The organism is Streptomyces sp. NPDC058469, assembly GCF_042721125.1.
In the GTDB taxonomy this organism is placed as follows: domain Bacteria; phylum Actinomycetota; class Actinomycetes; order Streptomycetales; family Streptomycetaceae; genus Streptomyces.
In genome coordinates this window covers 25,701-51,729 of sequence record NZ_JBHXME010000051.1, presented here as the reverse complement: position 1 = coordinate 51,729, position 26,029 = coordinate 25,701, and the positions used below count along the sequence as shown (strand labels likewise).

The following is a 26,029-nucleotide window of genomic DNA, read 5'->3' as shown; positions in this document are numbered from 1 at the left end:
GCCCGAGGCCCCAAGGCAGCCCGAAGCTCCGCGCCGTGCCAGGAGGAACCATGTTCCGCAGCGAGTACGCAGACGTTCCGGCCGTCGAACTCCCCATACACGACGCGGTGTTGGCCCGGGCCGCCGAGTTCGGGGACGAACCCGCGCTGGTCGACGGCACGGACGGCACCACCCTGACGTACGCCCAACTCGACGCGTTCCACCGGCGGATCGCGGCCGGGCTCGCGGACGCGGGCGTGCGCAAGGGGGACGTTCTCGCCCTGCACAGTCCCAACACGGTCGCTTTCCCGCTGGCGTTCTACGCCGCCACGCGCGCGGGTGCCTCCGTCACGACGGTGCACCCGCTCGCCACCCCGGAGGAGTTCGCCAAGCAGCTGCGCGACTCGGCGGCCCGCTGGATCGTCACCCTGTCACCGCTCCTGGACGCGGCACGCCGTGCCGCCGAACTCGCGGGCGGCGTCGAGGAGATATTCGTCTGCGACAGTGCCCCCGGACACCGCTCACTCGCCGACATGCTCGGCTGCACGGCCCCCGAACCGGTGGTCGACATCGACCCCGTGACGGACGTGGCGGCCCTCCCGTACTCCTCGGGCACGACCGGCAGCCCCAAGGGTGTGATGCTCACACACCGTCAAATAGCCACGAACCTGGCCCAGTTGGAGCCCGCGGTCCCCACCGGCCCCGGCGACCGCATCCTGGCCGTCCTGCCCTTCTTCCACATCTACGGTCTTACGGCCCTGATGAACGCACCCCTGAGGAAGGGCGCCGCGGTCGTGGTCCTCCCGCGCTTCGAGCTGGAGACCTTCCTCGCGGCCATCGAGAACCACCGGATCACCGGCCTCTACGTGGCCCCGCCCATAGTCCTGGCCCTGGCCAAACACCCGGCGGTCGCGCAGTACGACCTCTCCTCCCTGAAATACATCATCAGCGCCGCCGCCCCCCTCGACGCGAACCTCGCCGCCGCCTGCTCCCAACGCCTGGGCCTGCCGCCCGTAGGCCAGGCGTACGGCATGACGGAACTGTCCCCGGGCACCCACGTGGTCCCCGTACGGGACATGCCCACAGCGCCCCCGGGGACGGTCGGCAAACTCATCGCCGGCACCGAGATGCGGATCGTCTCCCTCGACGACCCCGACAAGGATCTGGGCATCGGCGAGGCGGGCGAACTCCTCATCCGCGGCCCGCAGGTGATGAAGGGCTACCTGGGCCGACCCGACGACACCGCCGCGATGATCGACCAGGACGGCTGGCTGCGCACCGGGGACGTCGGCTATGTGGACGGCGGCGGCTGGCTGTTCGTCATCGACCGGGTCAAGGAACTCATCAAGTACAAGGGCTTCCAGGTGGCCCCCGCCGAACTGGAGGCCCTCCTGCTCACCCACCCCGGCATCGCCGACGCGGCCGTCGTGGGCGAGTACAACGACGACAACAACGAGGTCCCGCACGCGTACGTGGTCCGCCAACAGACCGCCGTAGACCGCACCGAGCCCTCCGAACTCTCCGAACTCTCCGAAGGGGAGGTCCTGATGTACGTCGCCGAACGCGTCGCCCCGTACAAACGCGTCCGCATGGTCACCTTCATCGACGCCGTCCCCCGAGCCGCCTCCGGCAAGATCCTGCGCCGGGAACTGCGAGGCCGGTCATGACGTTGATCGGTCGTGCACGCGCGCGTGGCATCGAGACCCTGAGCCTGGACTCACCGGACACGAGGAACGCGCTGTCGGCCTCCCTGGTGGGCGAGTTGGCGGACGCGCTGACGGAATGCGCGAAGGACGAAGACGTACGGGCGATCGTCCTCACGCACACCGGCAACACGTTCTGCGCGGGCGCGGACCTACGGGACCCGCCACCCCCGGAGGCACTGGTGACCCTGCTCCGGCAGATCATCGAACTCCCCAAGCCGGTGGTGGCGAGAGTGACGGGCCACGTACGAGCAGGCGGCCTCGGCCTCCTCTCGGCCTGTGACATCGCGGCAGCGTCGACCCCGTCCGCCACCTTCGCGTTCACAGAGGTACGGATCGGGGTGGCCCCGGCGGTGATCTCCCTCCCGCTCCTGCCTCGCACGGACCCGCGAGCCCTGGCCCGCTACTACCTCACCGGCGAACGTTTCGACGCGACGGAAGCGGCCCGCACGGGCCTCCTCACGGCGGCGGGAGAGGACGTGGACGAAGTACTCGCACCGATCCTCGACGGCCTGCGCAGAGCCGCTCCCGAGGCCCTGGCCGAGACGAAACGGCTGCTCACGGCTAGGGTGCTGGAAACCTTCGACCGGGACGCGGCCGATCTGACCGCGCTCTCGGCACGGCTGTTCGCCTCCGCGCAGGCCCGCGAGGGGATGACGGCCTTCCTCGAACGACGGGATCCCGCATGGGTGGTGTGAGCGCGTCGACGGCGCCGGGCGCGGTCGACCGCAGACCCAAGCAGGACCGCAGCCGGGCCACCCGGCAACGCCTCCTGGAAGCCGCCGTGTCCTGCCTCGCCGAACACGGCTGGGCCGGCTCCACGGTCTCCGTCGTGGCCGAACGCGCCGGCGTCTCCCGAGGCGCCGCCCAACACCACTTCCCCACCCGCGAGGACCTCTTCACGGCGGCCGTCGAGTACGTCGCCGAGGAACGCTCCACGGCCCTGCGTGCCCTGTTCCCCCAGGGCGCCAAGGACCGCGTCACGGTGGTCAGGGCCCTGGTCGACCTCTACACCGGCCCCTTGTTCCGCGCGGCCCTCCATCTCTGGGTAGCCGCGTCGAACGAGGACCAACTCCGTCCCCAGGTAACGGAGTTGGAGGCAAAGGTGGGCCGAGAGACCCACCGCATCGCAGTGGAATTGCTGGCCGCCGACGAGTCGAGACCGGGCGTACGAGAAACGGTCCAGGGCCTCCTCGACATGGCAAGGGGCCTGGGCCTGGCCAACCTGCTCACCGACGACAGGAGCAGGCGGGAGAGAGTGGTAGCCCAATGGGCCTCACTCGTGGAAGAAACCTTGGGGCAACCCACCTAGGGGCGCGGGGAACTGCGCGACCAGCCACATCGAGCCCGCAGTCGCCCCCGCTCCTCAGGCCCCTCTTCAGTGGGCGATATCCGAGTACCCCTCGATCGACTGAGGCCCACGAGACTCCGGCCCCACATACCGAGCAGAAGGCCGCACCAACCGCCCCGTCCGCTTCTGCTCAAGAATGTGCGCCGACCACCCCGCCGTACGCGCACACGTGAACATCGACGTGAACATGTGCGCCGGCACCTCGGCGAAGTCCAGCACGATAGCCGCCCAGAACTCGACGTTGGTCGCCAGCACCCGATCAGGCCGCCGCGCATGCAACTCCGCAAGCGCCGCCTTCTCCAACGCCTCCGCGATCTCGAACCGCGGCGCCCCCAACTCCCGCGCCGTACGCCGCAGTACCCGAGCCCGAGGATCCTCGGCCCGGTACACCCGGTGCCCGAACCCCATCAGCCGTTCACCCTTGTCGAGCGCCTGCCGGACGTACGCCTCGGCATCCCCCGTCCGCTCGATCTCCTCGATCATCCCGAGCACCCGGGACGGCGCACCCCCATGCAGAGGCCCGGACATCGCACCCACGGCCCCGGACAGCGCGGCGGCGACATCGGCCCCGGTGGAGGCGATGACCCGAGCGGTGAAGGTGGACGCGTTCATGCCGTGCTCGGCGGCAGACGTCCAGTAGGCATCCACCGCAGCGACATGCTTGGGATCCGGCTCACCCCGCCACCGGATCATGAACCGCTCGACGACCGAGTGCGCCTTGTCGATCTCGCTCTGCGGCACCATCGCGTGCCCCTGCCCACGCGCGGACTGAGCCACGTACGACAGGGCCATCACGGCGGCGCGGGCGAGGTTGTCGCGGGCCTCCTCCTCATCGATGTCGAGGAGCGGCTTGAGGCCCCACACGGGCGCGAGCATGGCCAGCGCGGACTGTACGTCGACGCGGATGTCACCGGAGTGCACCGGGATCGGGAACGGTTCCGCCGGCGGCAGTCCGGGGTTGAAGGCGCCGTCGACGAGCAGCCCCCAGACGTTGCCGAACGAGACGTGACCGACCAGATCCTCGATGTCGACGCCCCTGTACCGCAGGGCGCCGCCTTCCTTGTCCGGTTCGGCGATCTCCGTCTCGAACGCGACGACTCCTTCGAGTCCGGGTACAAAGGAGGGGTCGAAGTCGGACATCAGGCGGCTCCTCATGCTGTGGCTCCACGGTCGCTCGGGACTCGCGGGCCGAAGATAGAGACATCAGCACCATAACGCCGGGTGCCATCCATAGGGAGGGCCTGCGGCACTGAGTGCCACCTGAACTCGTGGCCGTACAGAGCCGTGCACAGCCGTAGGCGGCTGCACGCAACCACACACCGCCCCACAGCGCCGTACGGCAGGATGACCGCGTGACCGACCGCGCTCCCACCGACCGTGATCCCCGCCTCGACCCCGCCGCGATGCGCAAGCAGTACCGCGTGGAGGGCCTCGACGAGACACACCTGGCCCCCGGCCCGATGGAACAGTTCGGCCGCTGGTTCGAGGAGGCGGTGGTCCGGGAGCTCGTCTACGAGCCGAACGCCATGGTCGTCTCCACCGCCGACGCCGAGGGCCGCCCCAGCTCCCGCACGGTCCTCATGAAGCACTACGACGACCAGGGCTTCGTCTTCTACACGAACTACGACTCCCGCAAGGCCCGCGAACTCGGCGCCAACCCGTACGTCTCGCTGCTCTTCCCCTGGCACCCGATGGCCCGCCAGGTCCTGGTCACCGGCACCGCCCGCCGCACCGGCCGCGACGAGACCGCCGCGTACTTCCGCACCCGCCCGCACGGCTCCCAACTCGGCGCCTGGGCCAGCACCCAGTCCTCGGTGATCCACTCCCGAACCGAACTGGAGTCGTCGTACGCCGAACTCCTCGCCCGCTACCCGGAGGGCGAACAGGTCCCGGTCCCCCCGCACTGGGGCGGCTTCCGCATCGCCCCCCAAACGGTCGAGTTCTGGCAGGGCCGGGAAAACCGCCTCCACGACCGCCTCCGCTACACAGCGGAGCCGGCCGGCACCTGGCGCCTGGACCGCCTGAGCCCCTGACCCGCAGGCCCGGGCAAACGCAGGCGACCCGCGAGCTCAGGTCCCCCACCTCACGGCGGGGGAGCCGGCCGGACGTACCGGCGAGCTCGCGGGTCGGGTGACTGCGTTGGGTTAGGCCGGTTGCGCGCTACTCACACACGCTGGTCCGGCGCCGAACCGAGTACGACGGCGGGCCACTAGCCCGCAGTCACCTCTTCCGTCCGGTATCCATACATCTGCCGAACCACCTCCTTTCCGAAGTACTCGCCACCCTAAGAACCCCTCGCCGACGGATCAACCGCTTTTTACGACCCTTGAACTCACTGGACGCCAATGCGCTGGTCACCTAGGTTCCGGCCCATGACCGACCTGGATATAGAACCGGTGGACCCGGACGAGGAGAACGCCCTCCAGGACTGGCGGTACGTCCACAACCTGATCGTGCCGCCCGCCTCGATGTCCCTCGACGAGGTGCGGGAGCGGAGCGGGCGGAACCGGCTGGGGAACGCGTACCTGGGGGACGTGCTCGTGGGGTGCTCCACCGTGCGGTCCCCGCAGGGCGAGGACGCGGTGGCGACCGTCATCGCGCGCGTGCTGCCCGAGTTCCGGCGGCGCGGCTACGGAGTCGCCCTCTACGAAAACGGCCTCACGCGCGCGCGTGCGCTCGGCGCCGGTGCGATCGAGACCGTCGTCCTGGCCGCCAACGCGGACGGGGTGCGGTTCGCCGAGGCGCGGGGTTTCGTCGAGACCGAGCGCTATGTGCTGGACGGCGAGAGCGACTTGTGGATCACTCTGCGATTGGGGTCGTGGATTCCGTAGGCCAGGACAGGGCCGTCAACTCCGGCCAGGCCTGTCGCCGGCGGGTCGGCGTCGGTCGAGTGTGCCGGGGGCCGAGCGGTGTCTTACAACGATTCCTTCAATCTTGCGGGAACTCGGTGTGTGCTGCGTCACGTTCGAGTTGAATGAGGGGGAGTGAGTGAACCGACGCGTCGTGTCCGCGGACGCAGCCTGCAGGGGGTCCAGGTGAGTGCTTCCCGGCGTAGTGGGACCACCGATGAGTTGGGTCCCGACGAGCCCGAGCCCGAGCGGGACGGTGGGCCCGAAGGGGTCGGTGGGTCGGATCTGTTGGCCGCGTTGCTGGACGGGATGGACGCGGCGCTGTGTGCGTTCGACGCGGACGGGGTGCTGACCCACTGGAACCGCGAGGCGGAGCGCATTCTGGGCTGGACCGCGGCCGAGGCCGTGGGGCGGCACGGGCTGGCAGGGTGGGCCGTACGGGGTGCGGACGCCGAGGAGGTCGAGGGGCGGCTGATGTCCGCCATGCAGGCCCCCGGGCGGCAAGTGAATGAGTTCGCCCTTCTTACGAAGGATGGTGGGCGGGTGCTTGTGCGGACCCAGTCCGCCGCCGTGCGCGGGCCCGACGGGAAGCCCGCCGGGGTCTACTGCGCCTTCAGTGAAGTGCATGCCCAGATTGACCTTGAGCGGTCAATCGCCTTGAGTGAGGCCCTCTTTGAGGATGCCTCGTGGGGCGTTGTGCTTGTGGATGCCGATTTGCGGCCCGCCGTCGTCAACTCGCATGCCGCGCGTGCGCTTGGTACCGGGCGTACCTCCGTCCTCGGGCGGCCTCTTGGGGAGTTGCTCGCCCAAGGGGTCGAGGAGTTGGAGGCCGCGCTCACGCACGTGCTCGCCGAGGGTGCGCCGCCGGCGCCGGCGGAGATCTGGGTGAGCGTACGGACGCCGGAGGGCAATCTGCGGCGCTGCTGGAGGAGCGGGTTCCTACGGCTGGCCTCGCCGCTCACGGAGGAACCGGTGCCGCTCGGCGTCGGCTGGCTCTTCCAGGACGTCACCGAGGCCAAGCAGCTCGAACAGGAGGCCTCGCTGCTGCGCTTCCGCGCCCAGCAACTGCACCGCGCCGCCCGCGCCGCCGCCGAGTGCGAGGACCCGCGCGACGCGGCGACCGTCCACCTCGACTTCGCCCTCGCCGGCTTCGCCGACCACGCCCTCATCGACCGGGTCGCGGGCGGATCGTTGAACGATGGGGACGGCCTACGTAGTACGACGACGGCGGCTGTACGGCTGATCCGGGTCGCCGCCACGCCCACGGGGGCACCCGGCCCCAGCCTGCTCACCGGCGCGGCGGGACTGCCCGTGCGCTACGGAGAGGGGCATCCCGCCCTGCAGTGCGTCGAACGTGTCGGCTCCGTGCGGGCCAGCATCGGCACCGTCCCGCCCGAACAGGCCCGCGAGTGGGCCCGGGCCCGGCAGTGGCCCACGGACGCCGTACACGCCCTGTGCGCGGTGCTGCGCAGCCGGGGGCGGACCCTGGGCGTCGTGACGTTCCTACGGGGCGCCGGGCGCAGCCAGTTCGAACGGTCCGACTCGATCTACGCCGAGGACGTGGCCGTACGGATCGCGGCGGCGCTGGATCTGGCGGGGCAGGTGGGCCGGGCGGGGCAGCCGGGGCAGCCGGGGGAGAAGTGAGCCCCTTGCTCGTCGCCCGGCCTGTCACCTGGCAGCCGTAGAAGAGCGTGCTCAGTACTGGTAGAAGATCCGGTCCCGGTACTCCTCGAAGACCCGGCCGTTCCACTCGTGGCCGCCGTCCACGTTCCCGGAGCGCAGCAGCGGCGGCTCGATGCCGCGCTCGGCCAGCGTCGCCGCCGCCGTCGCCATGACCGCCTGGAGGAGGGCCGCGGTGACGACCGTGGAGGCGGGGGCGAAGGGGGCCGGGATGGTGTCGAGGGTGAGTTCCGCGTCGCCGATCGCGATCTTCGAGTCGAGGACGACGTCGCAGTGGTCCTTCAGATACGTCCCGGAGACGTGCCGTGACGTCGTCTCCGAGGCGTACGCCACCGACGTCACGCCGATGACCCGGACGCCGAGGGAGCGGGCCTTCATGGCCATCTCGACGGGCAGGGCGTTGCGTCCGGACAGCGAGATGATCACCAGGGCGTCGCCGGAGCGCAGCGGTGACGTCTCCAGGACGACGCTCGCGAGGCCGTCGACGCGCTCCAGGGCGGAGCCCAGCGTGGCCGGCATGACGTCGACGCCGACGACTCCGGGGACGGTGAGCAGGTTCATCAGGGCGAGTCCGCCCGCGCGGTAGACGACGTCCTGGGCCGCGAGGGAGGAGTGCCCGGCACCGAAGGCGAAGAGGCGCCCGCCGTCGGCGACGGTGTCCGCGAGGAGCGTGCCGGCCGCCTGGACGGAGTCGGCCTCTTCGTCGCGGACCCGCTGGAGCAGGGTGATCGCGGCGTCGAAGAACTGGCCGGCAGGCGTACGGTCGCTCATGCGGAAGTCCCCTCGGTGAGTTTGTGTCGCGGATCACCGTGCGGTCTGGACCAAGGGGATGTCAATACGGCGACAGCACGTCTCCAGGGTCGCCGTGGGCGGTCGTAACCGGCTGGTTTCAGCGGCGCGGCACGGTTGTCGGTGGTATGCGTCAGAATTGAGTCCAGGGCCAGCGCACGCGCCGCGGAGCCGTCGAGCTTCGGGCAGAGGTAATCGAGGGGCACGTATGTCCGGACTGATCGACACCACGGAGATGTATCTCCGCACCATCCTCGAGCTGGAGGAGGAAGGTGTGGTCCCCATGCGCGCCCGCATCGCCGAGCGGCTCGACCAGAGCGGGCCGACGGTGAGCCAGACGGTGGCACGCATGGAGCGCGACGGCCTGGTGGCCGTGGCCAGCGACCGTCACCTGGAGCTGACCGACGAGGGCCGTCGGCTCGCCACGCGCGTGATGCGCAAGCACCGGCTCGCCGAGTGTCTGCTCGTCGACGTGATCGGCCTGGAGTGGGAGCAGGTGCACGCCGAGGCCTGCCGCTGGGAGCACGTGATGAGCGAGGCCGTGGAGCGCCGCGTCCTTGAGCTGCTGCGTCACCCCACCGAGTCGCCGTACGGCAATCCGATCCCCGGCCTGGAGGAGCTCGGCGAGAAGGACGGGGCCGACCCGTTCCTGGACGAGGGCATGGTGTCGCTGGCCGACCTGGACCCGGGTGTCGACGGCAAGACGGTCGTCGTGCGCCGGATCGGCGAGCCCATCCAGACGGACGCGCAGTTGATGTACACGCTGCGCCGGGCGGGCGTGCAGCCCGGCTCGGTGGTGAGTGTGACGGAGTCGGCGGGCGGGGTGCTGGTGGGCAGCGGCGGTGAGGCGGCCGAGCTGGAGTCGGAGATCGCCTCGCATGTGTTCGTGGCCAAGCGCTGAGCCAAGGGTTCAAGGGCTGGGTCGAGCGCTGAGCTGCGGGTCGTTCAACTCGTAGGGCGGGAGCGGTAGTTGTGGCGTTCCGGCGGGGCCGTCGGCGATCTCGGCGGATCCAAGATTCAGTGTGCTGAATCGCAGCGCTCGGGCGCTTCGCGTGCCAGGCTGTCGCGTGGGCATATGACCGTGAGGGGGCGGGAGGATGTGCCGCAGACGTGGAGAGGGCCCCGGCGCCGTGCGGCGCCGGGGCCTGTCCTCCCCTGTGTTGACCTGGAGCCCCGAGCTCTCAAGGTCATTCCCCTCGGACCGGTTTCCCCGAGCGGTCCGCCTCCCGCTGAAGATCTCCCCTCGGCGGCGGCGATCATTCCTTGAAGCGGGTCACTCGAACGAGGGGTGTTGCGGCCGGAGGCGGCATTTTCGAATCTGTATTCGATAACCTGTGGGTGATGAAACCCGCGGGGCGTGAGCTGTAGGAAGAGACGAGCAGGAAAAGAGACGGAACCAAGAAGAAACGGCACAAGCGGCAGAGCGTGGTTCACAGGACCGGTGGGCTCGAAGCGGGAGCGAGCGGTCCGTGCGGAGCTAGGGGGGTGCCAGGACCAATGGCGCGGCGCATCGACGTGACCGGAGCAGGCGGCGTACGCCTGGCCGCATGGGAGTTCGCGGACCCGCCCAAGTCGGGGGAGATCGAGCGGGCACCCGGAGTTCTGTTACTGCACGGCCTGATGGGCCGTGCCTCGCACTGGGCGTCCACCGCCCGCTGGCTCTCCGAACGGCACCGCGCCGTCGCACTCGACCAGCGCGGCCACGGCCAGAGCGACAAGCCGCCGCGGGCGGCCTTCACCCGCGAGGCCTACGTCGAGGACGCGGAGGCCGCGCTGGAGCAGCTGGGGCTGGCTCCGGTCGTCCTCATCGGCCACGCGATGGGAGCGCTGACCGCGTGGCAGCTCGCGGCGAAGCGGCCCGATCTGGTGCGGGGGTTGATCATCTGCGACATGCGCGCGTCCGCGCTGGGCGCCGCGTCGCAGCGGGAGTGGTCCGACTGGTTCAAGTCGTGGCCCGTTCCCTTCGCCACGCTCGCGGATGTCCGTAAGTGGTTCGGCGAGGACGATCCGTGGGTGGAGCGGCCCAATCCTTCTCGGGGGGAGTTCTACGCCGAGGTCATGCACGAGTCCGCCGACGGGTGGCGGCCGGTGTTCGAGCCGGAGCAGATGCTGAAGTCCCGGGAGACGTGGGTGTACGACGCGCACTGGGAGGAGCTGGCTCAGGTGCAGTGTCCGGCGCTGGTCGTTCGTGGGCTTGACGGTGAGTTGGGGCGGGCTGAGGCGCAGGAGATGGTGCGGGTCCTTCCCAGGGGGGAATACGCGGAGGTTGCTGATGCCGGGCATCTGGTGCACTACGACCAGCCCGAGGCCTGGCGGGCGGCAATCGAGCCGTTTCTTGATGGGGTGCTGGTGTGAGTTGGGCGCCTAGGAGCCCGGGGTGTGCGGTTGGGGGGGGCGAGTGCGGGTGCGTGGGGGCTGGTCGCGCCCACGCGGCGAAGCCGCAAATAGATACAGCCCCGCGCCCCTGAAAGTCGCAGTCCCGTGCGTCGGAAGGGCCCCCTCCCTGTGCGTCGGAAGGGCCCCCTCAGCCCTTGCTGACCGCCGCCAGGATCTCCGGCAACCGCCTCGCCGTCCCCGGTGCTGCCAGTCGTAGCCCCGCGTACGTGAGCGCCGCCCCGTACCCCGCCCCCGTCGGCAGCAGTACCCAGCTCCACTGATCCCCATCCGCGCTGACGTTCGCCCAGATGGTGAGGGCGATGACGGGGGCGCACAGCAGGGCGGCGGAGATCATGCCGCCGAAGATGGAGATCCAGGCGAGGCCGGCCTGGCCGGGGGCCACGTTTTTGTGGGTGCCCTGGGGGATGGAGTAGGGGAAGCGGGCGGAAGTCCAGGCGCCGGTCGCGAGCATCGCGCCGAGGAGGGCGAAGGAGAGGCCGAGGACCTCCGGGAGCCGGGACCAGTCGCCGAGCAGCGCTGTCGTCAGCACGGTCACCAGGGCCGCGTACGGCAGGGTGATCACCAGCAACGCGAGGGCGCGGGCCCGGAGTTCGACGTAGGCGTCCCTCGTCGTGGAGATCGTCATCGCGACCATCCAGAACGCGGACGTGTCCTGGCCGAACTGGTTGTACATCTGGATGCCGAGCATCCCGGCCGCGAAGCACGCGAAGTACACCGAGCCGGTGCCCTGCAACGCGTTGAACACCGGCACGATCAGGCCGATCGCCAGCGAAGTCACCCACGCGGCCTTGGTCTTGGGGTCGCGCCAGACGTAACGCAGGCTGCGTTCCATGACCGTGCCGGTGCGGCCGGACGGGAGGAGACGGGCCAGGCCGCCGGTGGATGACTTGTCCTTCGCGGCCGGTTCCGCGGACTGGAGCGTGGAGCCGTCCGGTGCGGTCATCAGCTTGGTCAGGCTGTGCGACCAGAGGATCAGCAGGGCCGCCAAGGCGCAGACGGACAGTGCGAGTTGGGTGACCGCCAAGCCGTACGAACCCTTGCTCACCGAGTCCACCGCGCCGATCGCCGACGCCGGCGGCACCCAGCGCAACACCTCTGCCGCCGGGTCGAGTTGGGACAGCCCGGACGAACCCAGGCGCTGCGCACCGAAGTTGACCAACTGCGCCCCGACCGCGATCACCAGCCCGCTCAGCACCGCCAGGTCCCGGCCCTTGCGGCTGGTCAGCAGGCGGATGTTGGCCGCGGCGACCGCCCGCGCGAGGGCCACGCAGATCAGGAGGGAGAGGGCGAGTGCCACGACCGCCGTGACGTACGCGGCGGCGCCGTGCGCGACCGCGATCACCGAACCGAGCAGCAGCACCAGCGTGAACAGCGGCCCGATGCCGACCAGCGAGGCCGCCAGCAGCGCCCGTACCAATGGCTGGGGCCGTAGCGGCAGCATCACCAGGCGGGTCGGGTCGAGGGTTTCGTCGCCGGACGGGAAGAACAGCGGCATCACCGCCCAGCCCAACCCCAGTACCGCCACCAGGAGGACGACCACGGAGACCGCGTGCGCGTCTCCGCGCAACGCGATCAGCCCGAGCAGTTGGAGCGCCGCGAAGAGGAGCGCCACGACCGCCGACGCGACGTACGCGGCCCGCCGGCCACCGGACTGCCGTAGACCGTTGCGCAGCAGGGACAACTTCAGTCGTACGACGACGGGGGTGATCGAGGCGGTCGTCGTGGTGTCGCTCATCGGGTGCCGCCGCCCAGCCAGTCGAGGTCGGAGCTGTGGTCGCGGGCGCCCGCGCCGACGAGTTCGAGGAACGCCTGCTGGAGGGTGGGGGATTCACCGCGGACCTCGGCGAGGGTGCCCTGCGCGCGGATGCGGCCCGCGGCCATCACGGCCACCCAGTCGCAGAGCGACTCGACGAGTTCCATGACGTGGGAGGAGAAGACGACGGTGGCGCCGGAGGCGGTGTAGCGCTCCAGGACGCCCCGGATGGTCTGCGCGGAGACCGGGTCGACGCCCTCGAACGGCTCGTCCAGGAACAGGACTTCGGGGTTGTGGAGGAGAGCGGCGGCGAGCCCGATCTTCTTGCGCATACCGGTCGAGTAGTCGACGACGAGCTTGTGCTGGGCACCGGCCAGGTCGAGCACGTCGAGGAGCTGGGTGGCCCGCTTGTCGACCTCGGCACCGGGCAGCCCCCGCAACCGCCCGCTGTAGCCGAGGAGTTCGCGTCCCGACAGCCGCTCGAACAGCCGTAGGCCTTCCGGTAGCACCCCGATCCGCGCTTTGACGGCCACCGGATCGGCCCACACGTCGTGCCCGACGACCTCGACGCTTCCCTGATCGGGCCGCAGCAACCCGGTCACCATGGAGAGAGTGGTCGTCTTCCCGGCCCCATTGGGCCCGACCAGCCCGATGAACTTCCCCGCGGGCAACTCCAGATCGATCCCGGCAACAGCGACCTGCTGCCCGAACCGCTTCCAGAGCCCACGGACGGATACGGCGGCTGTTCCCACTCCGATTCCCGACGTCATGCATGAACCCTACGGGGCAGCAGGCGCCCTGAAGGGGCGCGGGCCTGTGCCGATCTGCGGCTCCGCCGCGTGGGCGCGGGCGACCACGACGCACCCGCAGCCGCCCGAACTACCGATCCCGCCCACACGCATAGGCGAGCGGCGAGATCAACTCCTCCGCGTCCGGCAGCCAACGGTTCGCGGCGGTAGGCCGGCAGGCCCACTGCACAGCCCCCCGAGACCCGAACCGCGTGGGCGGCGCGGCCACATACGCACCCTCACCCAGCACCACGAGATCCAACGACGCCGGAGACCAGCCGATCTTCCGCACCAGATCCGGCACCTTCACCGAAGCCCCGGGCAGAACGAAGAACTCCATCCGCCGCGACGGCGTCAACGTCACGGGACCCAGCGTCAACTCCATGCGCTCCATCCGGGCCAGCGCCAGGAACCCCGCGGTCTCCGCGACGGAAATCGCGTCGAACGTGCGCCCCGTAGGCAGCAGGATCGACGCCCCCGGCTGCTTCTGCCACATCCGCCGCGCGACCGTCGCGCTGCCCGTCGCCTGCGTCGCCCAGTCCTCACGCGCCGGGTGTGCGCCGGGTGCGGCGCACGCGGGGTCGCCGCACGAGCAGTGCTGCACCCCGTCGACGGCTTCCAGCCAGGTGCCGGGGAAGACGTCCCAGTGGCGCTCCTCGGCGTAGCGTACGGCTGTCTCCAGCAGCGATTCCCCGCGCTGCTTCGGAATCTGAGCGGCTTCGGTGCCCGCGATCGTCTCTTCCACGATGAACACAACTCCCGCACCCACCTGGAGTTACGGGCGTAGCGCGCGCGGGGGAGGGGCATCGATTCCGCAACTGGGGCGCATGGAGGCATGTGCGGGGGCGCGCGGGAGGAACGACGGCGGGAGTTGGGTAGCCAGGTGTGGGGCGAGCACCAGCTTTTACCCCGGCATTCCTCGCATGCTTCGCATTTTCGCCATGTTCGCTGGGCATTGATCTTCACGGCCGGATCTTTTCGCTTCAGGGGTTGTTCCCAGGGGGTACGCCATGGCCGCAAGGCCACTTGTCGCGCGGCAGCCGAACGAACGGCTGCAGGCGCTCATCCAGGAGGCGGGGTGCTCGAACGCCGGGCTCGCCCGCCGGGTCAACATGTGCGGTGCCGAGCACGGTCTCGACCTGCGCTACGACAAGACGTCCGTGGCCCGTTGGCTGCGGGGACAGCAGCCGCGCGGGCGGGCTCCGGCGATCATCGCCGAGGCGCTGGGCCGCAAGCTGGGCCGTACGGTCACGATCGACGAGATCGGCATGGCCAACGGCAAGAACCTCGCGTCGGGCGTGGGTCTGCAGTTCTCGCCGACCGTCCTCGGGGCCATCGAGCAGGTGTGTGAGCTGTGGCGCAGTGACGTGGGGCGCCGGGACTTCCTGTCCGGTTCGTCGGTCGCCGCGTCCGCGCTGGTCGAGCCGAGCCGTGACTGGCTGATCTCCTCGCCGGACTCGCAGGTCGCCCGCGCTGCCGGACCACGCGTCGGGCAGTCCGACGTGGCGGCGGTCCGCGCGATGACCCAGGCGCTGAGCGAGCTGGACCACCAGTACGGCAGCGGGCATGTGCGCCCGGTCGTCGTGCACTACCTCAACAGCGTCGTCTCCGGGCTGCTCGCGGGGTCGTACCGGGAGGCCGTGGGGCGTGAACTGTTCGCCGCCGTCGCCCGGTTGACGGAACTCGCCGGCTATATGGCCGTGGACACGGGTCAACCCGGCCTGGCGCAGCGGTACTACATCCAGGCGCTGCGCCTCGCCCAGGCGGCGGGAGACAGGGGGTACGGCGGGTATGTGCTCGCCGCGTCCATGAGTCACCTCGCCGCGCAGCTCGGAAACCCGCGTGAGATCGCCCAGTTGGCGCGGGCGGCGCAGGAGGGGGCGCGTGGGCGCGTGACCCCGCGGGCCGAGGCGATGTTCTACGCGGCGGAGGCGCGCGGGCATGCCCTGATGGGGGACGCGCGGTCCGCGCAGCTGGCGTCGGGGCGTGCGGTGAGCGCGCTGGACGCGGCGGATCCGTCGACCGGGGACGACCCGGCGTGGATCGCGCACTTCGACGAGGCGTATCTCGCCGACGAGTTGGCGCACTGCCACCGCGACCTGGGCCAGGCCGAGGCGGCGGCGCGGAGCGCGCAGGAGTCCCTGGACGGGCACCCGGAGTCGCGGGCCCGCCGCCGGGCCATCGGGTACGTGCTGCTCGCGAGCGCGCAGGTGCAGCAGCGCGAGGTCGAGCAGGCCTGCAACACGGGCCTGAAAGCAGTGGAGTTGCTCGGTTCGCTGCGGTCCAACCGGGGCGCCGAGTACCTGGAGGACTTCCAGCAGCGCCTGGAGCCGTACCGGGACGAGCCGGTGGTGAGGGAGTTCGGGGCGCGGATGGAGTTGCAGGCCGCCGCGTGAACGAGGGGTGAACCAAGGCTCCCTTCTTCGGAAAACGGAGGCTCTACCCTTGAAAGGAGGGCGCACGGCGGCACTTGGAGCGGATGAGGGCCCGGAACTGTTACCGCCGTCACAAGAGGGCAGGTCCAGTCCAGTGCTGCGTGGCACCGGGCTCGGGGTACCCGGTAGCGTGAGCCGACGATCCCGAAGGTCCCCCATTCGTAGGAGTCCCGGTGACGCAGAGTGGACAGGGCGAGGAGCCCTCGGCGCGGCCCGCGCGCGAAGGCATCGTGCTGCCCTCCGACGGAGGTGAACCCCTCCTGCCGGGTATGACGGGCGGACGCGGTAACCAGCAGTCGGGCCAGCAGCCGCCGATCGCACCCCCGACCACTGGCCAGTCCTGGGGCCAGCCATGGGGTCCCGATCAGCAGCACGACCAGCAGCATCACCACCAGCACCGGACCCCGGCCCCGCCGCCGGGCCAGGGCTGGGGAGAGCCGCAGCAACAACAGCCGCCGCAGCAGTGGGGCAGCGCTCCCGAGCAGTCCGCTCCGTCCCCGTGGGGCGCCCAGGACGGCGTCCCGAGCCAGCCGGGCGCCCTGCCCCAGGAGAGCGCCCAGCACGCGGCCTACGGCGTGCAGCAGCAGTCGTACGCACAGGAGTACCCGCCGGGATACGCCCCGGAGCACTCCGCCGGGTACGTCGGCGCGGGCTACGCCTCCGACCAGGCACCCGCGATACCCCGGTCCGCCGCCCAGCCCGCACAGCTCCCGCAGGCCGGGACGGACGGATACGCAGCGGCCGGGACCAACGGATACGCCCAGGCCGGAACGGGCGGATACCCCCAGGCCGGGCCCAACGCGCAGTCCTACGGAACCGACGCCCAGGCCTATGGATACGGATACGGCGCTTCCGCTTCCGGTTCGGGCGCGCCCCTGCCGTCGTCCCCCGCGCCCCTGCCGGCCGCCGCGACCGCGTTCCCGAGCGCCCCGCTGCCGCCCGCCGACGAGGGCGCGACGCAGTACATCCCGCCGGTGGTCAACATGCCCGGCGACGAGGGTGCCACCCAGTTCCTGCCTCCGGTGCCCGCCGCCCCCATGGACGAGGGGGCGACCCAGTACATCCCGCCCGTCGGGCCCGGGGCGCTGCCGCCCGAGGTGCCCGCGGGCCCGATGCCGCAGGCCGCGCATCCCGACGCCCAGCCGACGCAGTTCCTCCCGCCGGTGCCCGCGCAGGGCGCCGCTCCCGGGTACGGGGCGCGGCCGGGCGGCCCGGACGACCGGCAGCCGCCCGCCGAGTTCGACAACCTCTTCCGCAGCGACGCCGGGGGCGAGCAGCCCGCCGCGTCCACACAGCAGATGCCCCGCTTCCAGCAGCCCCCGAGGGCCGAGCAGCCGGGGCAGCCGGGCTACGCGCAGGCCCAACCGCCGTACGCGCAGCCGTCGTACGCCCAGCCCTCGTACGCCCCGCCCGGGGACGGCGGCGGCCGGCGCGGTGCGCAGGGCGACGACGGCGGCCGGGGCGGGCGCCGTTCGCGGGTGCCGCTGATCGCCGGGGTCGGGGTCGGCATCGCGATCCTCGGAGTCGGCGCCGGGGCGCTGCTCAGCGGGGGCGGCAGCAAGAGCGACGACAACAAGACGGTCGCCGCGACGTCGGCCGCGACGGACGGTTCCTCCTCGGCGGGCACCGATGCCGCGAAGGAACAGGCCGTCGCCCTGGACAAGTTGCTCGCCGACAGCGGCAGCAGCCGTGCCTCGGTGATCAACGCCGTGGGCAATGTGAAGGCCTGCAACAAGCTCGGCGAGTCCGCCTCCGACCTGCGGGACGCCGCCAAGCAGCGCGCCGAGCTGGTGACCAAGCTGTCCCAGCTCACCCTGGACAAGCTGCCGTCCAACGCGGCGCTCACCACCGCCCTCACCAACGCGTGGAAGGCGTCAGCGTCGGCCGACAACCACTACGCGGCCTGGGCGGACCAGGCCGCCGGCAAGAAGGGCTGCAAGAAGGGCCAGGCCCGCACCACCGGCCAGACCGCGGCCGGCAACGCGTCGAGCGGCGTCGCCAGCAACCAGAAGGTCAAGGCCGCCGCACTCTGGAACACGATCGCGAAGACCTACGGCCTGACCCAGCGCCAGCCGACCCAGCTCTGAGCGAGGGAGGGCGCGGGTCTCATCCCAGGTCCGCGCTGTCCAGCGTCCTCGTCATGTCGAAGAAGCCCTTCTTCGCGGACACCAGAACACCCTTCCGTACGACCTGAAGGGTCACGGCCGCGTTGACCAGCCGGGCCAGGCCGACCGAGGCGAGGTTGTCGTCGCCGGAGCTCCACTGCAGCGTCGGCGTGAGCCCGCCCGTGCTGACCTTCACGCCGTCGTCGAGGGCGTGCCGAACGGTGTCGGCGGTGACGTCACCGCTGCCGAGCGAGTTCACGACGGTCTTGAACGCGGTGTACGCGATCCAGGTGGTCTGCACCCCCGCGTCCGCCGGGTCGATGCGGTTGTCGCCGAAGGCCACCTCGTTGATCGCCTTCTTCATCGGGTCCCAGCGCGCGTCGCTCGCGACCGGGTACCAGCCCGTGATGTACGACCCCTCGTACGGCCCGGACTGCCCGCCCGTCGAGTTGATCTCGGTCTGGTCGACGCTGCCGAGCACGGTCGCGGCGTGCACCGCGGGATAGTCCTGGCGGTCGCGCCGGAAGGAGTCCATGAAGGTGTCGGTACGGTCCCCGAGCGAGGGCACCACGCATCCCTCCTTGCCGGAGCCGCCGGTCGCGCTCTCCAGGGCGCGCGTCGACTGGGTCGAGTACTCGGTGGCGTCGTCGGCCGCGAGCTGGTCGGTCGCCGCCGCGTGGCCGCCCGCCGCGAGCCCGGCGTTCAGCAGCGGGGGCAGGTCGTCGCCGGCGATGGAGTCGGGCCGTACGAGGGTCACCGGGCCGCAGGTCGGGGCGAGTTCCTTGCCGAGGCCCGCCAGGAGCGCGGGCTGGCCGCCGTTGACGGGGTAGGACAGGGCGCGGGTGAACTCCGAGGTCGTCACGCCGTAGCCGCCTATGTACGGGATGCCGGCGCCCTCCAGCGGGGCGAAGTACGAGTCGCTGAACTCGCTGTAGGAGCCGACGACCGCGACGACGTTCTCCTGCACGGCCTGCCGGGCGCACTTCGCGGCGGACACGTTGGTGTTGTGGTCGTTGCAGGTCAGGACCTTGAGCTTGCGGCCGTTGATACCGCCGTGCTTGTTGATCCACTTCGCGTACGCCGTCGCCATGGCGGGCATGCCGGGCTTGTTGGTCGCGTTGGTGTCCCACGGCGCCCAGGTCATGACGGTGATCGACCCGTCCCCGGAGCCCGCCGCGGTACCGGGGATGACCCCGCAGCCGGCCACGAGCGACGCGCACGCCCCCAGAGCCGCCGCCGACATGACGGTCGCTCTGACGGGCCGGGTGAAGGTGGGGAGGAAGGTGCTGCGGTTGCGCCGCCTGCCTGTCATGGACAGACACGCTTCCGCCACACCACTAACCGAGGAGTGACTCGGGGTCAACAAGTGGTGACGCCGAGGTGAATTACGGGGGGCGTTCCTGTGTGTGTGACAAGGAACGTACGATCGATGACCGTGCAAGGTTCGGAGAACTCTTCCCGTCGCCCCCGTCGCTCCTCCACCATGGGCGGCATGCCACTGAACGACATGCCCTGGTGGCGCTGGCGCAGCAACGTGCGTTCCGCGCTGCACATGCTCTCCGATCCGGCGTTCCAGCAGAACGTCTGGCTCGCCGGTGTCGACGGGTACGGGGACGTCACCGACGCCGTCTACCGCCTCGTCGAGGACACCTGGCTCGACAACTGGTCCGCCGAGAAGTACGTCGGCACGATTTTCCGCGACTCCCAGGAGGCGGCCCTCGTCGACACCGCCGTCCTGCGCGTCCTGCGGATCATGCACCAGGTCGGCCCCGACGCCCATGTCTCCGTGTACGTCGACCACGAGGCGTGGCCGGAGGCGGTGCGGGCGGCGCGGGACGCCCATGTACGGATGGCGGTGAGCGACGGGGACGAACCGGACGCGCCGCCGCGCACGCTGGAGGTACTGCAGATCATGACGCGGTCCGCGTAAGCCGGTCCGGGCAGGGCCGGCCCAGGTGGGGCGGCCGGTCCGGGTGGCGGACGCCGATGCCCCCGCCCAGGGGGATATGGGACCCTGTCCTGCATGAACGCGCAGTCCACCCGAGCCGCGGCACCCGCCGACCAGTACGTCCTCACCCTGTCGTGCCCCGACAAGCAGGGCATCGTGCACGCCGTGTCGAGCTACCTCTTCATGACCGGCTGCAACATCGAGGACAGCCAGCAGTTCGGTGACCACGACACGGGACTGTTCTTCATGCGCGTCCACTTCTCGGCGGAGTCGCCGGTGACCGTGGAGAAGCTGCGGGCGAGCTTCGCGGCGATCGGTGACTCCTTCCACATGGACTGGCAGATCAACCGGGCCGCGGACCGGATGCGGGTCGTGCTCATGGTCAGCAAGTTCGGGCACTGTCTGAACGACCTGTTGTTCCGGGCCCGGATCGGCGCGCTGCCGGTGGAGATCGCGGCGGTGGTGTCCAACCACACGGACTTCGCCGAGCTGGTGGAGTCGTACCACATCCCCTTCCACCACATCCCGGTGACGAAGGACAACAAGGCCGAGGCCGAGGCGCAGATCCTCGACCTGGTCCGCGAGGAGAACGTCGAACTCGTCGTCCTGGCCCGGTACATGCAGGTCCTCTCCGACGACCTCTGCAAGGCGCTCAGCGGGCGGATCATCAACATCCACCACTCGTTCCTGCCGAGCTTCAAGGGCGCGAAGCCGTATCACCAGGCTCACCTGCGGGGTGTGAAGCTGATCGGAGCCACGGCGCACTATGTGACCGCCGACCTCGACGAGGGGCCGATCATCGAGCAGGAGGTCGAGCGGGTGGGGCACGACGTGACGCCGGACCAGCTGGTGGCGATCGGGCGCGATGTGGAGTGCCAGGCGCTGGCGCGGGCCGTCAAGTGGCATGCGGAGCGCCGGATTCTGCTGAACGGGCGCCGGACGGTTGTGTTCGCCTAGGAGCTCGGGGGTTCGCGTCTGAGGGGCGGCTGCGGGTGCGTCGTGGCTGGTCGCGCCCACGCGGCGAAGCCGCACATTGATACAGCCCCGCGCCCCTGAAGGGGTTCGGTTTCGGGACGGCCGCGGGTAGTCCGTGGTTGCTCGCGCAGTTCCCCTCGCCCCTTCGTAACGGGCGGTTCGTCTAAGGGGCGCGGGGAACTGCGCGACCAGCCCCCACGCACCCGCACCCGCCGACGAACCCGCAACCCACCCCTACATCCGGCTCAAGCTCGCCGTGGCGAACAGCACATCCCGGATCGCCTCCCGGTCACCGAGTTGCCCCGCGGCCGCCTCCTCCGGCGACACATGCCCCGCGGCCAGGTGGCAGAACTCCACACCGTCCAGGGCGATATGGGCCACCTCACGCTCGGCCGACCCCACCGCCCCGGGCGAGTCGAGGGCGATCAGCCACTCACCCCCACCATGCCCCTCGATCTCCAGCCGCAGACTCCGCCCAGGTTCACCCGCACCGACGAGATGCCGTCCGCTCCCCGGCGAAGCCAACCCGTGCCGCCGCCGCTCAGCCAGCACAACAGGCAACATGCGCGCAGCGAGGTCGATCATCCGGTTCAGGTAGCGCGGGGACGGCGGCTGGTACGGATAGTCCACCGCGTCCGCGATGTCCCCCGCGTGCACCCAGCACTCGAAGGCCCGGTCGAGCATCGCATCGTGCAACGGAAGCTCGAAGTCGCCGTAGGAGACGGCCAGTTTGCCGGTGCTGCCGCCGGTGAACGACACCGTGCGGACGATGTTGTGGCTCTGCTCGCGCCAGGGCGAGCGGATGGACCGGGTCGGCGGGAAGTGCGACGACTTCCAGTACGCCTCGGTGCGCGAGGCCGGTGTCGCGGCCTTGGTGGTCTCCCCGGCCAGCGGGTCGTCGAGGCCGAGCGCCGCCGCGACCAGGCCGTCGACGGTCAGCAGATGCGCGATGACCCCGGCGACAGTCGTACGACGGCTCGTCGGCCCGTCGCCCTCGAACCAGCGCAGCCGCACGGGCGCGTGCCACTCGGCGTCACCTATGTCCTGCAACAGGGCATCCAGGCGGGCGGTTTCGGCGTCGTACGGCGTCGCCCACTCCGGTACCGGGATGCGCGGCGGCCGGCGGTTGAAGGAGCCGGTCAGGACGCGGGTGCGCAGGCCGGGGTCGAGGTCCAGGGGCTCCACCGGGTGCAGCAGCCCGACCGCGCCGCGCAGCCGCAGCGCCTCGTCCGCGCAGGCCCCGCACTCGCCGAGGTGCTCCTCCACGGCCGCCGTCTCCGCCGCCGAGCACGCGGCCAGCGCCCACGCGCCGAGCAGCGCCTTCAGCACCCGGTGCTCCAGGACGAGTGGCACGGCCCGGGACTCGGCCGCGTCGAGCTCGGGCAGCGGGCGCCCGCTGTCCTCCACGGAGGCACGCGGCATCGGGATCCGCGGCGGCTCACCCTCACCGCTCACGGAACCAGCGTCCGCGGAACCACCACCGGGACCGCCAGGCCCACCGTACGAGCGGTCACCGCTCCCGGAACCACGGCCCACGGAACCGCCGCCACCGCCCGGCCCACCCTGCATGCCGTCGCCGTCGTCGTTCACCGAACCGCCGTTCCCGGAGCCGTCGTGCACAGAGCCGCCGTCCTCGGAGCCACGGGGCCCATCCGGACCCCCGCTCGCCCCACCCTGCGCCGGCACGACCTCCTCACCTTGCCCGGCCCCTTCGCCGTACCCCTCGTAGTCCTTGTACCTGTCGTATCCCTCGGCGTCCCGCAACGCGTCGCTCACGCGCCACCCCTCGCTCCCGGCGGTGCGCCGGCGTCGTGGGCGGTGGAGAGGAGCTGGAGGCCCAGGCGGAGGCGGCGGCGGGCCTCGTCCTCGGTGACGCCGAGGTCGACGGCGGTCTGGCGGTAGTCACGGCGCTGGAAGTAGGCCAGCTCCAGGGCGGCCCGCAGCGGGGCGGGCATGGACGTGACGATGTAGTCGGCGCGGGCGGCGACGGAGGCACGGCGGACCTTGCGCTCCAGCTCCTCCGCGCAGCCCCGGCCCTCGCGACCCTCGCGCGCGAGGGCGGCGGTCTCGGTGGCACGCAGGCGCTGCACGGCGAGGCGGTGGGCCAGCGCGGCCACCCAGGAACGCAGCGGACCCTGCTTCGGGTCGTAGGCGTCGGGGTGTTCCCAGACGTGGGCGAAGACCTCGCGGGTGATGCCGTCGGCGGCGCGCTCGTCGCCCAGCACGCGGTGGGCCAGGGAGTGCACGAGTGAGGCGAAGCGGTCGTACAGCTCACCGAGGGCCGCCGCCTCGCCGCGGGCCAGCCGCTGCTGCATCTTGCGGTCCCAACGGGGCGGTGCGTCCTTCGTCGCCATGCGGCCCCCTCACCGTGCCTGTGCCCGAGTCAAGCGTGCGCTTACCGTCTCTTCGAATGTAGTGGGCACGTCTGACAGCGCACCCCCCATTCTGCAATTGCACGCCCCCGAAGCGGCGCGGGTGGTAACGGATCTGCGCCTACCCTGCCCACACCTGATCGAACAGGATCGAAGGCGACTAAAACAAGCCTCTTCCGGCCGGTTTCCGTTTCTGTCGCGGTGTTTCAGGGAACGGCCGCTGGGCAGCCGCGCTGCAAGGAAGCGTAGGTACGGCTTCCGTTTCCGGACGGTTTCCGGGAGTTCCGGCTAGCGAAAGGCTCGATGGTGGCCTTCAAAGTGAACGACGGCGAGCGCGGCGCCTGGTCCGTACTCCTCGTGTCCGGCGAGCTGGACCTGGTGACCTCGCCCGTGCTGCGCCAGCGGGTGCACGACGTGGTGGCCGAGGGGCAGCACAGCCTCGTCCTGGACCTCTCCGAGGTGCTGTTCTGCGACTCCAGCGGGGTCGGCGTCCTCATCGCCGCCCGCCGCCTCATCCGCTCCTGCCAGGGCCACCTGCGCGTGGTCCTCCCGGCACAGGGCGCGGTCGACGGCTCGCATGTCAACCGGGTCCTCGGCGCGCTCGGGGTGCGCCGCCTCTTCGACGTCTATCCCGATGTGATGGCGGCCACGGAAGAGGACCCCGAGGAGGAGGCCGACCCCCTCTCTGCGTGACGCCGTGGGTTGCCGGCGTGACGCCGTTGTTTCGGAATTTCCCCGATCTTGGTACAAGCGACGTTTTCCGCTCCCGGACCCGCCCCGGCGTCGTACGCTCCCTGCCAAGCGCACCCCACATGAGTAAGGCGGCCCGAAAGACATGGTCAGCACCGAGTACGAGCGACGGATCGCCGCCCGGTTCGCCACCTTCGACCAGGACGGCAACGGCTTCATCGACCGGGAGGACTTCAGCTCGGCGGCCAAGGCGCTGCTCGCGGAGTTCGGTACGGCGGCCCGCTCCGACAAGGGACAGGCCCTGTACATCGGCGCGGAGGCGTTCTGGCAGGGCATGGCGGGCATCGCGGACCGGGACGGCGACCAGCGCGTCAGCCGCGAGGAGTTCGTGAACGGCGCGGTCAAGCGCCTGCGCGACAACCCGGAGCGCTTCGCCGAGATCGGCCGCCCCTTCCTGCACGCGGCCCTCGACGTCGCGGACCCGGACGGCGACGGCTCGGCCACCATCGCGGACACCGTGCGCGTCCTCAAAGCCCTCGGCGTGCCGGACGACATCGCAGCCATGGCCGCCGACGCCCTCGACACGGACAGCGACGGAAAGGTCGGCGAGGCGGAGATCGTCTCCTCCTTCGCCCGCTACTTCACCGTCCCCGAATAGCGTTCCCGCAGCTTGTACTTGAGCACCTTGCGCAAGGCGTCGTTGCGCGGAAGGGCGTCCACGATCTCCAGCTGCTCCGGCAGCTTGTGCACGGACAGCCCTTCCGCGCGCAGATAGGCCGTCACCGCGTCCAAGGTCAACCCGCCCGCCCCAGCCGCCTGTTCGACCACCGCGCACACCCGCTCCCCACGCTCCGCGTCCGGCAGCCCCACGACGGCCACGTCCCCGACGTCCGGATGCGCGGCCAGCAGATCCTCGATCTCCTTCGCCGAGATGTTCTCGCCCTTGCGGATGATCACGTCCTTGAGCCGTCCGGTGAGGATGAGATGCCCGCTGTCCGTCACCAACCCCAGATCCCCGGTGCGCAGAAACCCGTCCGCGTCGAACGCCTCGGCCGTCTGCGCCGGGTCCAAGTACCCCTGGCACACCGCCTCCCCGCGCAGCCGCACCTCCCCGCCCTCCGCGATCCGTATCTCCATGCCCTCCGGCGGCCGTCCCTCGGTCGTCGCCAGATTCTCCACGGTGTCGTCCGGCGCCCCCATCGTGATCATCGGCACCTCGGTCATGCCGTATCCGTGGGTGAGTTGGACCCCCATCTCCCGTACGACGGAGTGGTAGACCTCCGGCGGCTTGGGCGCGCCGCCGCCCGCGAGCAGCCGTAGCGAGGGAATCACCTTCTGGCCGGGCTGTTTGCGCTGCTCGGCAAGGAACATGGAATAGAAGGCGGTTGAGCCGCCGGCCACCGTCACGCCGTGCTTGCGGTACCCCTCCAGCGCGTCCGGCAGGGCGAACTGCTCGAACATCACCGCCGGGAAGCCGTACAGCAGCAGCATCACCGTGTAGTCGGGCCCGGCGATGTGCGCGTACGGGAAGGCCATCGAGCCCACGTCGTCCGCCGTGAGACGGAGCGCGTGCGCGAGACACGAGCCGCCCGCGATCAGTGAACGGTCCGTGTGGAGAACGCCTTTGGGGTCGGAGGTGGTGCCGGAGGTCCAGTAGATCCAGCGGACCGCGGTGCCGTCGGCGGGCGGGGCGGGGAGCAAGGCCGGGTCGCCGTCCGGGAGTTGATCACCGTCGTACGCCTCGAAGATCCCCTTCGCGCCCAGCCGCCGTGCCATCTCCGTGTGGTCGAAGCCGCGCCAGGTGCCGGGGACCGCGAAGTACTCCGCCTTCGACTCCCGTAGCGCGAAGCCGACTTCGCGGTCGCGGTAGAAGGGGATCACCGGCGTCTGTACGGCGCCCAGGCGGGCCAGCGCGAAGGAGAGCAGGGCCGTCTCGATGCGGGTGGGCAACTGCCAGGCGACGACCGTGCCGGGGCGAACGCCCATGCCGTACAGGCCGGCCGCGACCCGCTCGGAGCGGTCGCGCAACTCCCCGAAACTCAGGGCCCGGTCGTCCTGGAGGAGGACCGGGCGGTCGGGGGTGAGGTCGGCGCGGCGGGCGACCAGTTCCCAGAGGGTGCGGGAGGAACTCAGGGAGTACGGCGTCTCGTTCATGGTCCCCCTCCTTGGCTGACGACTCGTCAGGTGACATGCTATCTGACGGGTCATCAGATAA

At 70.7% G+C, this 26,029-nt stretch carries 23 protein-coding genes; 14 read left to right on the top strand and 9 right to left on the bottom strand.

Translation table 11 applies throughout. The features are described from left to right. Nucleotides 1-50 precede the first annotated feature (50 nt). The 3 genes from ACFWP5_RS22480 to ACFWP5_RS22470 are packed head-to-tail and all read left to right on the top strand — an operon-like array spanning nucleotide 51 to nucleotide 2,994. Nucleotides 51-1,646, top strand: a complete 1,596-nt coding sequence (locus ACFWP5_RS22480) for a 4-coumarate--CoA ligase family protein (protein WP_384159218.1) — start codon at nucleotides 51-53, stop codon at nucleotides 1,644-1,646. Then, on the top strand, nucleotides 1,643-2,380 hold the full coding sequence (locus tag ACFWP5_RS22475) for an enoyl-CoA hydratase family protein (RefSeq protein ID WP_384159215.1): 738 nt from the start codon (nucleotides 1,643-1,645) through the stop codon (nucleotides 2,378-2,380). The genes ACFWP5_RS22480 and ACFWP5_RS22475 overlap by 4 nt, the downstream gene beginning before the upstream one ends. Then, the gene (locus ACFWP5_RS22470) at nucleotides 2,368-2,994 is read left to right on the top strand and encodes a TetR/AcrR family transcriptional regulator (protein WP_384159213.1); all 627 of its coding nucleotides are present in this window, start codon (nucleotides 2,368-2,370) and stop codon (nucleotides 2,992-2,994) included. Before ACFWP5_RS22475 ends, ACFWP5_RS22470 begins: the two co-directional genes overlap by 13 nt. Nucleotides 2,995-3,060: 66 nt before the next feature. Here the strand turns inward: ACFWP5_RS22470 and ACFWP5_RS22465 are convergent, their stop codons facing one another. Then, entirely contained in the window at nucleotides 3,061-4,173 is a 1,113-nt protein-coding gene (locus ACFWP5_RS22465) for a citrate synthase 2 (protein ID WP_384159210.1), read from the bottom strand. Between the two features lie 263 nt (nucleotides 4,174-4,436). On the opposite strand from ACFWP5_RS22465, the gene pdxH reads away from it, so the two are divergent. The 3 genes from pdxH to ACFWP5_RS22450 all read left to right on the top strand — a co-directional run bounded on the left by pdxH (nucleotide 4,437) and on the right by ACFWP5_RS22450 (nucleotide 7,526). Then, nucleotides 4,437-5,066: a pyridoxamine 5'-phosphate oxidase gene (gene pdxH, locus ACFWP5_RS22460; protein WP_384159249.1), complete on the top strand. Its 630-nt coding sequence runs from the start codon at nucleotides 4,437-4,439 to the stop codon at nucleotides 5,064-5,066. 339 nt (nucleotides 5,067-5,405) lie between these two features. Then, complete coding sequence (locus ACFWP5_RS22455) at nucleotides 5,406-5,864, top strand: GNAT family N-acetyltransferase (protein ID WP_384159207.1); 459 nt, start codon at nucleotides 5,406-5,408, stop codon at nucleotides 5,862-5,864. 204 nt (nucleotides 5,865-6,068) lie between these two features. Next, complete coding sequence (locus ACFWP5_RS22450) at nucleotides 6,069-7,526, top strand: PAS domain-containing protein (protein ID WP_384159205.1); 1,458 nt, start codon at nucleotides 6,069-6,071, stop codon at nucleotides 7,524-7,526. A gap of 51 nt (nucleotides 7,527-7,577) precedes the next feature. Here ACFWP5_RS22450 and ACFWP5_RS22445 read toward each other — a convergent pair whose 3' ends face one another. Next, nucleotides 7,578-8,333, bottom strand: a complete 756-nt coding sequence (locus ACFWP5_RS22445) for an SIS domain-containing protein (RefSeq protein WP_384159202.1) — start codon at nucleotides 8,331-8,333, stop codon at nucleotides 7,578-7,580. A gap of 226 nt (nucleotides 8,334-8,559) precedes the next feature. Here ACFWP5_RS22445 and ACFWP5_RS22440 point away from each other — a divergent pair, with 226 nt between their 5' ends. After that, complete coding sequence (locus ACFWP5_RS22440; RefSeq protein WP_019057324.1) at nucleotides 8,560-9,252, top strand: metal-dependent transcriptional regulator; 693 nt, start codon at nucleotides 8,560-8,562, stop codon at nucleotides 9,250-9,252. A 596-nt stretch (nucleotides 9,253-9,848) separates the two neighbouring features. Further along, on the top strand, nucleotides 9,849-10,706 hold the full coding sequence (locus ACFWP5_RS22435; RefSeq protein ID WP_384159198.1) for an alpha/beta fold hydrolase: 858 nt from the start codon (nucleotides 9,849-9,851) through the stop codon (nucleotides 10,704-10,706). A 169-nt stretch (nucleotides 10,707-10,875) separates the two neighbouring features. On the opposite strand, the gene ACFWP5_RS22430 is transcribed toward ACFWP5_RS22435, so the two are convergent. The 3 genes from ACFWP5_RS22430 to ACFWP5_RS22420 all read right to left on the bottom strand — a co-directional run bounded on the left by ACFWP5_RS22430 (nucleotide 10,876) and on the right by ACFWP5_RS22420 (nucleotide 14,043). Then, nucleotides 10,876-12,483: a transporter gene (locus tag ACFWP5_RS22430; RefSeq protein WP_384159195.1), complete on the bottom strand. Its 1,608-nt coding sequence runs from the start codon at nucleotides 12,481-12,483 to the stop codon at nucleotides 10,876-10,878. Then, the gene (locus ACFWP5_RS22425) at nucleotides 12,480-13,271 is read right to left on the bottom strand and encodes an ABC transporter ATP-binding protein (protein WP_384159192.1); all 792 of its coding nucleotides are present in this window, start codon (nucleotides 13,269-13,271) and stop codon (nucleotides 12,480-12,482) included. The genes ACFWP5_RS22430 and ACFWP5_RS22425 overlap by 4 nt, the downstream gene beginning before the upstream one ends. Before the next feature lie 109 nt (nucleotides 13,272-13,380). After that, nucleotides 13,381-14,043: a bifunctional DNA primase/polymerase gene (locus ACFWP5_RS22420; protein WP_384159189.1), complete on the bottom strand. Its 663-nt coding sequence runs from the start codon at nucleotides 14,041-14,043 to the stop codon at nucleotides 13,381-13,383. 256 nt (nucleotides 14,044-14,299) lie between these two features. Here ACFWP5_RS22420 and ACFWP5_RS22415 point away from each other — a divergent pair, with 256 nt between their 5' ends. After that, complete coding sequence (locus ACFWP5_RS22415; protein WP_384159186.1) at nucleotides 14,300-15,685, top strand: transcriptional regulator; 1,386 nt, start codon at nucleotides 14,300-14,302, stop codon at nucleotides 15,683-15,685. Between the two features lie 212 nt (nucleotides 15,686-15,897). Then, on the top strand, nucleotides 15,898-17,811 hold the full coding sequence (locus tag ACFWP5_RS22410; RefSeq protein WP_384159183.1) for a hypothetical protein: 1,914 nt from the start codon (nucleotides 15,898-15,900) through the stop codon (nucleotides 17,809-17,811). 19 nt (nucleotides 17,812-17,830) lie between these two features. Here ACFWP5_RS22410 and ACFWP5_RS22405 read toward each other — a convergent pair whose 3' ends face one another. Beyond that, nucleotides 17,831-19,141: an ABC transporter substrate-binding protein gene (locus ACFWP5_RS22405; protein ID WP_384159180.1), complete on the bottom strand. Its 1,311-nt coding sequence runs from the start codon at nucleotides 19,139-19,141 to the stop codon at nucleotides 17,831-17,833. A 117-nt stretch (nucleotides 19,142-19,258) separates the two neighbouring features. Here ACFWP5_RS22405 and ACFWP5_RS22400 point away from each other — a divergent pair, with 117 nt between their 5' ends. After that, a complete protein-coding gene (locus ACFWP5_RS22400; RefSeq protein WP_384159177.1) occupies nucleotides 19,259-19,759 on the top strand; it encodes a hypothetical protein in 501 nt (166 codons plus the stop codon). A gap of 93 nt (nucleotides 19,760-19,852) precedes the next feature. After that, the gene (gene purU, locus ACFWP5_RS22395) at nucleotides 19,853-20,734 is read left to right on the top strand and encodes a formyltetrahydrofolate deformylase (RefSeq protein ID WP_384159174.1); all 882 of its coding nucleotides are present in this window, start codon (nucleotides 19,853-19,855) and stop codon (nucleotides 20,732-20,734) included. Nucleotides 20,735-20,986: 252 nt separating this feature from the next. On the opposite strand, the gene ACFWP5_RS22390 is transcribed toward purU, so the two are convergent. Both ACFWP5_RS22390 and ACFWP5_RS22385 read right to left on the bottom strand, forming a co-directional pair. Next, a complete protein-coding gene (locus tag ACFWP5_RS22390) occupies nucleotides 20,987-22,321 on the bottom strand; it encodes a zf-HC2 domain-containing protein (RefSeq protein WP_384159245.1) in 1,335 nt (444 codons plus the stop codon). Between the two features lie 203 nt (nucleotides 22,322-22,524). Then, nucleotides 22,525-23,106, bottom strand: coding sequence for a sigma-70 family RNA polymerase sigma factor (locus ACFWP5_RS22385; protein WP_384159171.1), 582 nt, complete (start codon nucleotides 23,104-23,106; stop codon nucleotides 22,525-22,527). Nucleotides 23,107-23,427: 321 nt separating this feature from the next. Between ACFWP5_RS22385 and ACFWP5_RS22380 the strand changes: the two genes are divergently transcribed. Next, complete coding sequence (locus tag ACFWP5_RS22380) at nucleotides 23,428-23,817, top strand: STAS domain-containing protein (RefSeq protein WP_384159168.1); 390 nt, start codon at nucleotides 23,428-23,430, stop codon at nucleotides 23,815-23,817. A gap of 142 nt (nucleotides 23,818-23,959) precedes the next feature. After that, entirely contained in the window at nucleotides 23,960-24,472 is a 513-nt protein-coding gene (locus tag ACFWP5_RS22375; RefSeq protein WP_317881955.1) for an EF-hand domain-containing protein, read from the top strand. Here the strand turns inward: ACFWP5_RS22375 and ACFWP5_RS22370 are convergent. Further along, the gene (locus ACFWP5_RS22370; RefSeq protein ID WP_384159165.1) at nucleotides 24,451-25,968 is read right to left on the bottom strand and encodes a class I adenylate-forming enzyme family protein; all 1,518 of its coding nucleotides are present in this window, start codon (nucleotides 25,966-25,968) and stop codon (nucleotides 24,451-24,453) included. The two genes, ACFWP5_RS22375 and ACFWP5_RS22370, sit on opposite strands and share 22 nt — an antisense overlap. Between the last annotated feature and the right edge of the window lie 61 nt (nucleotides 25,969-26,029).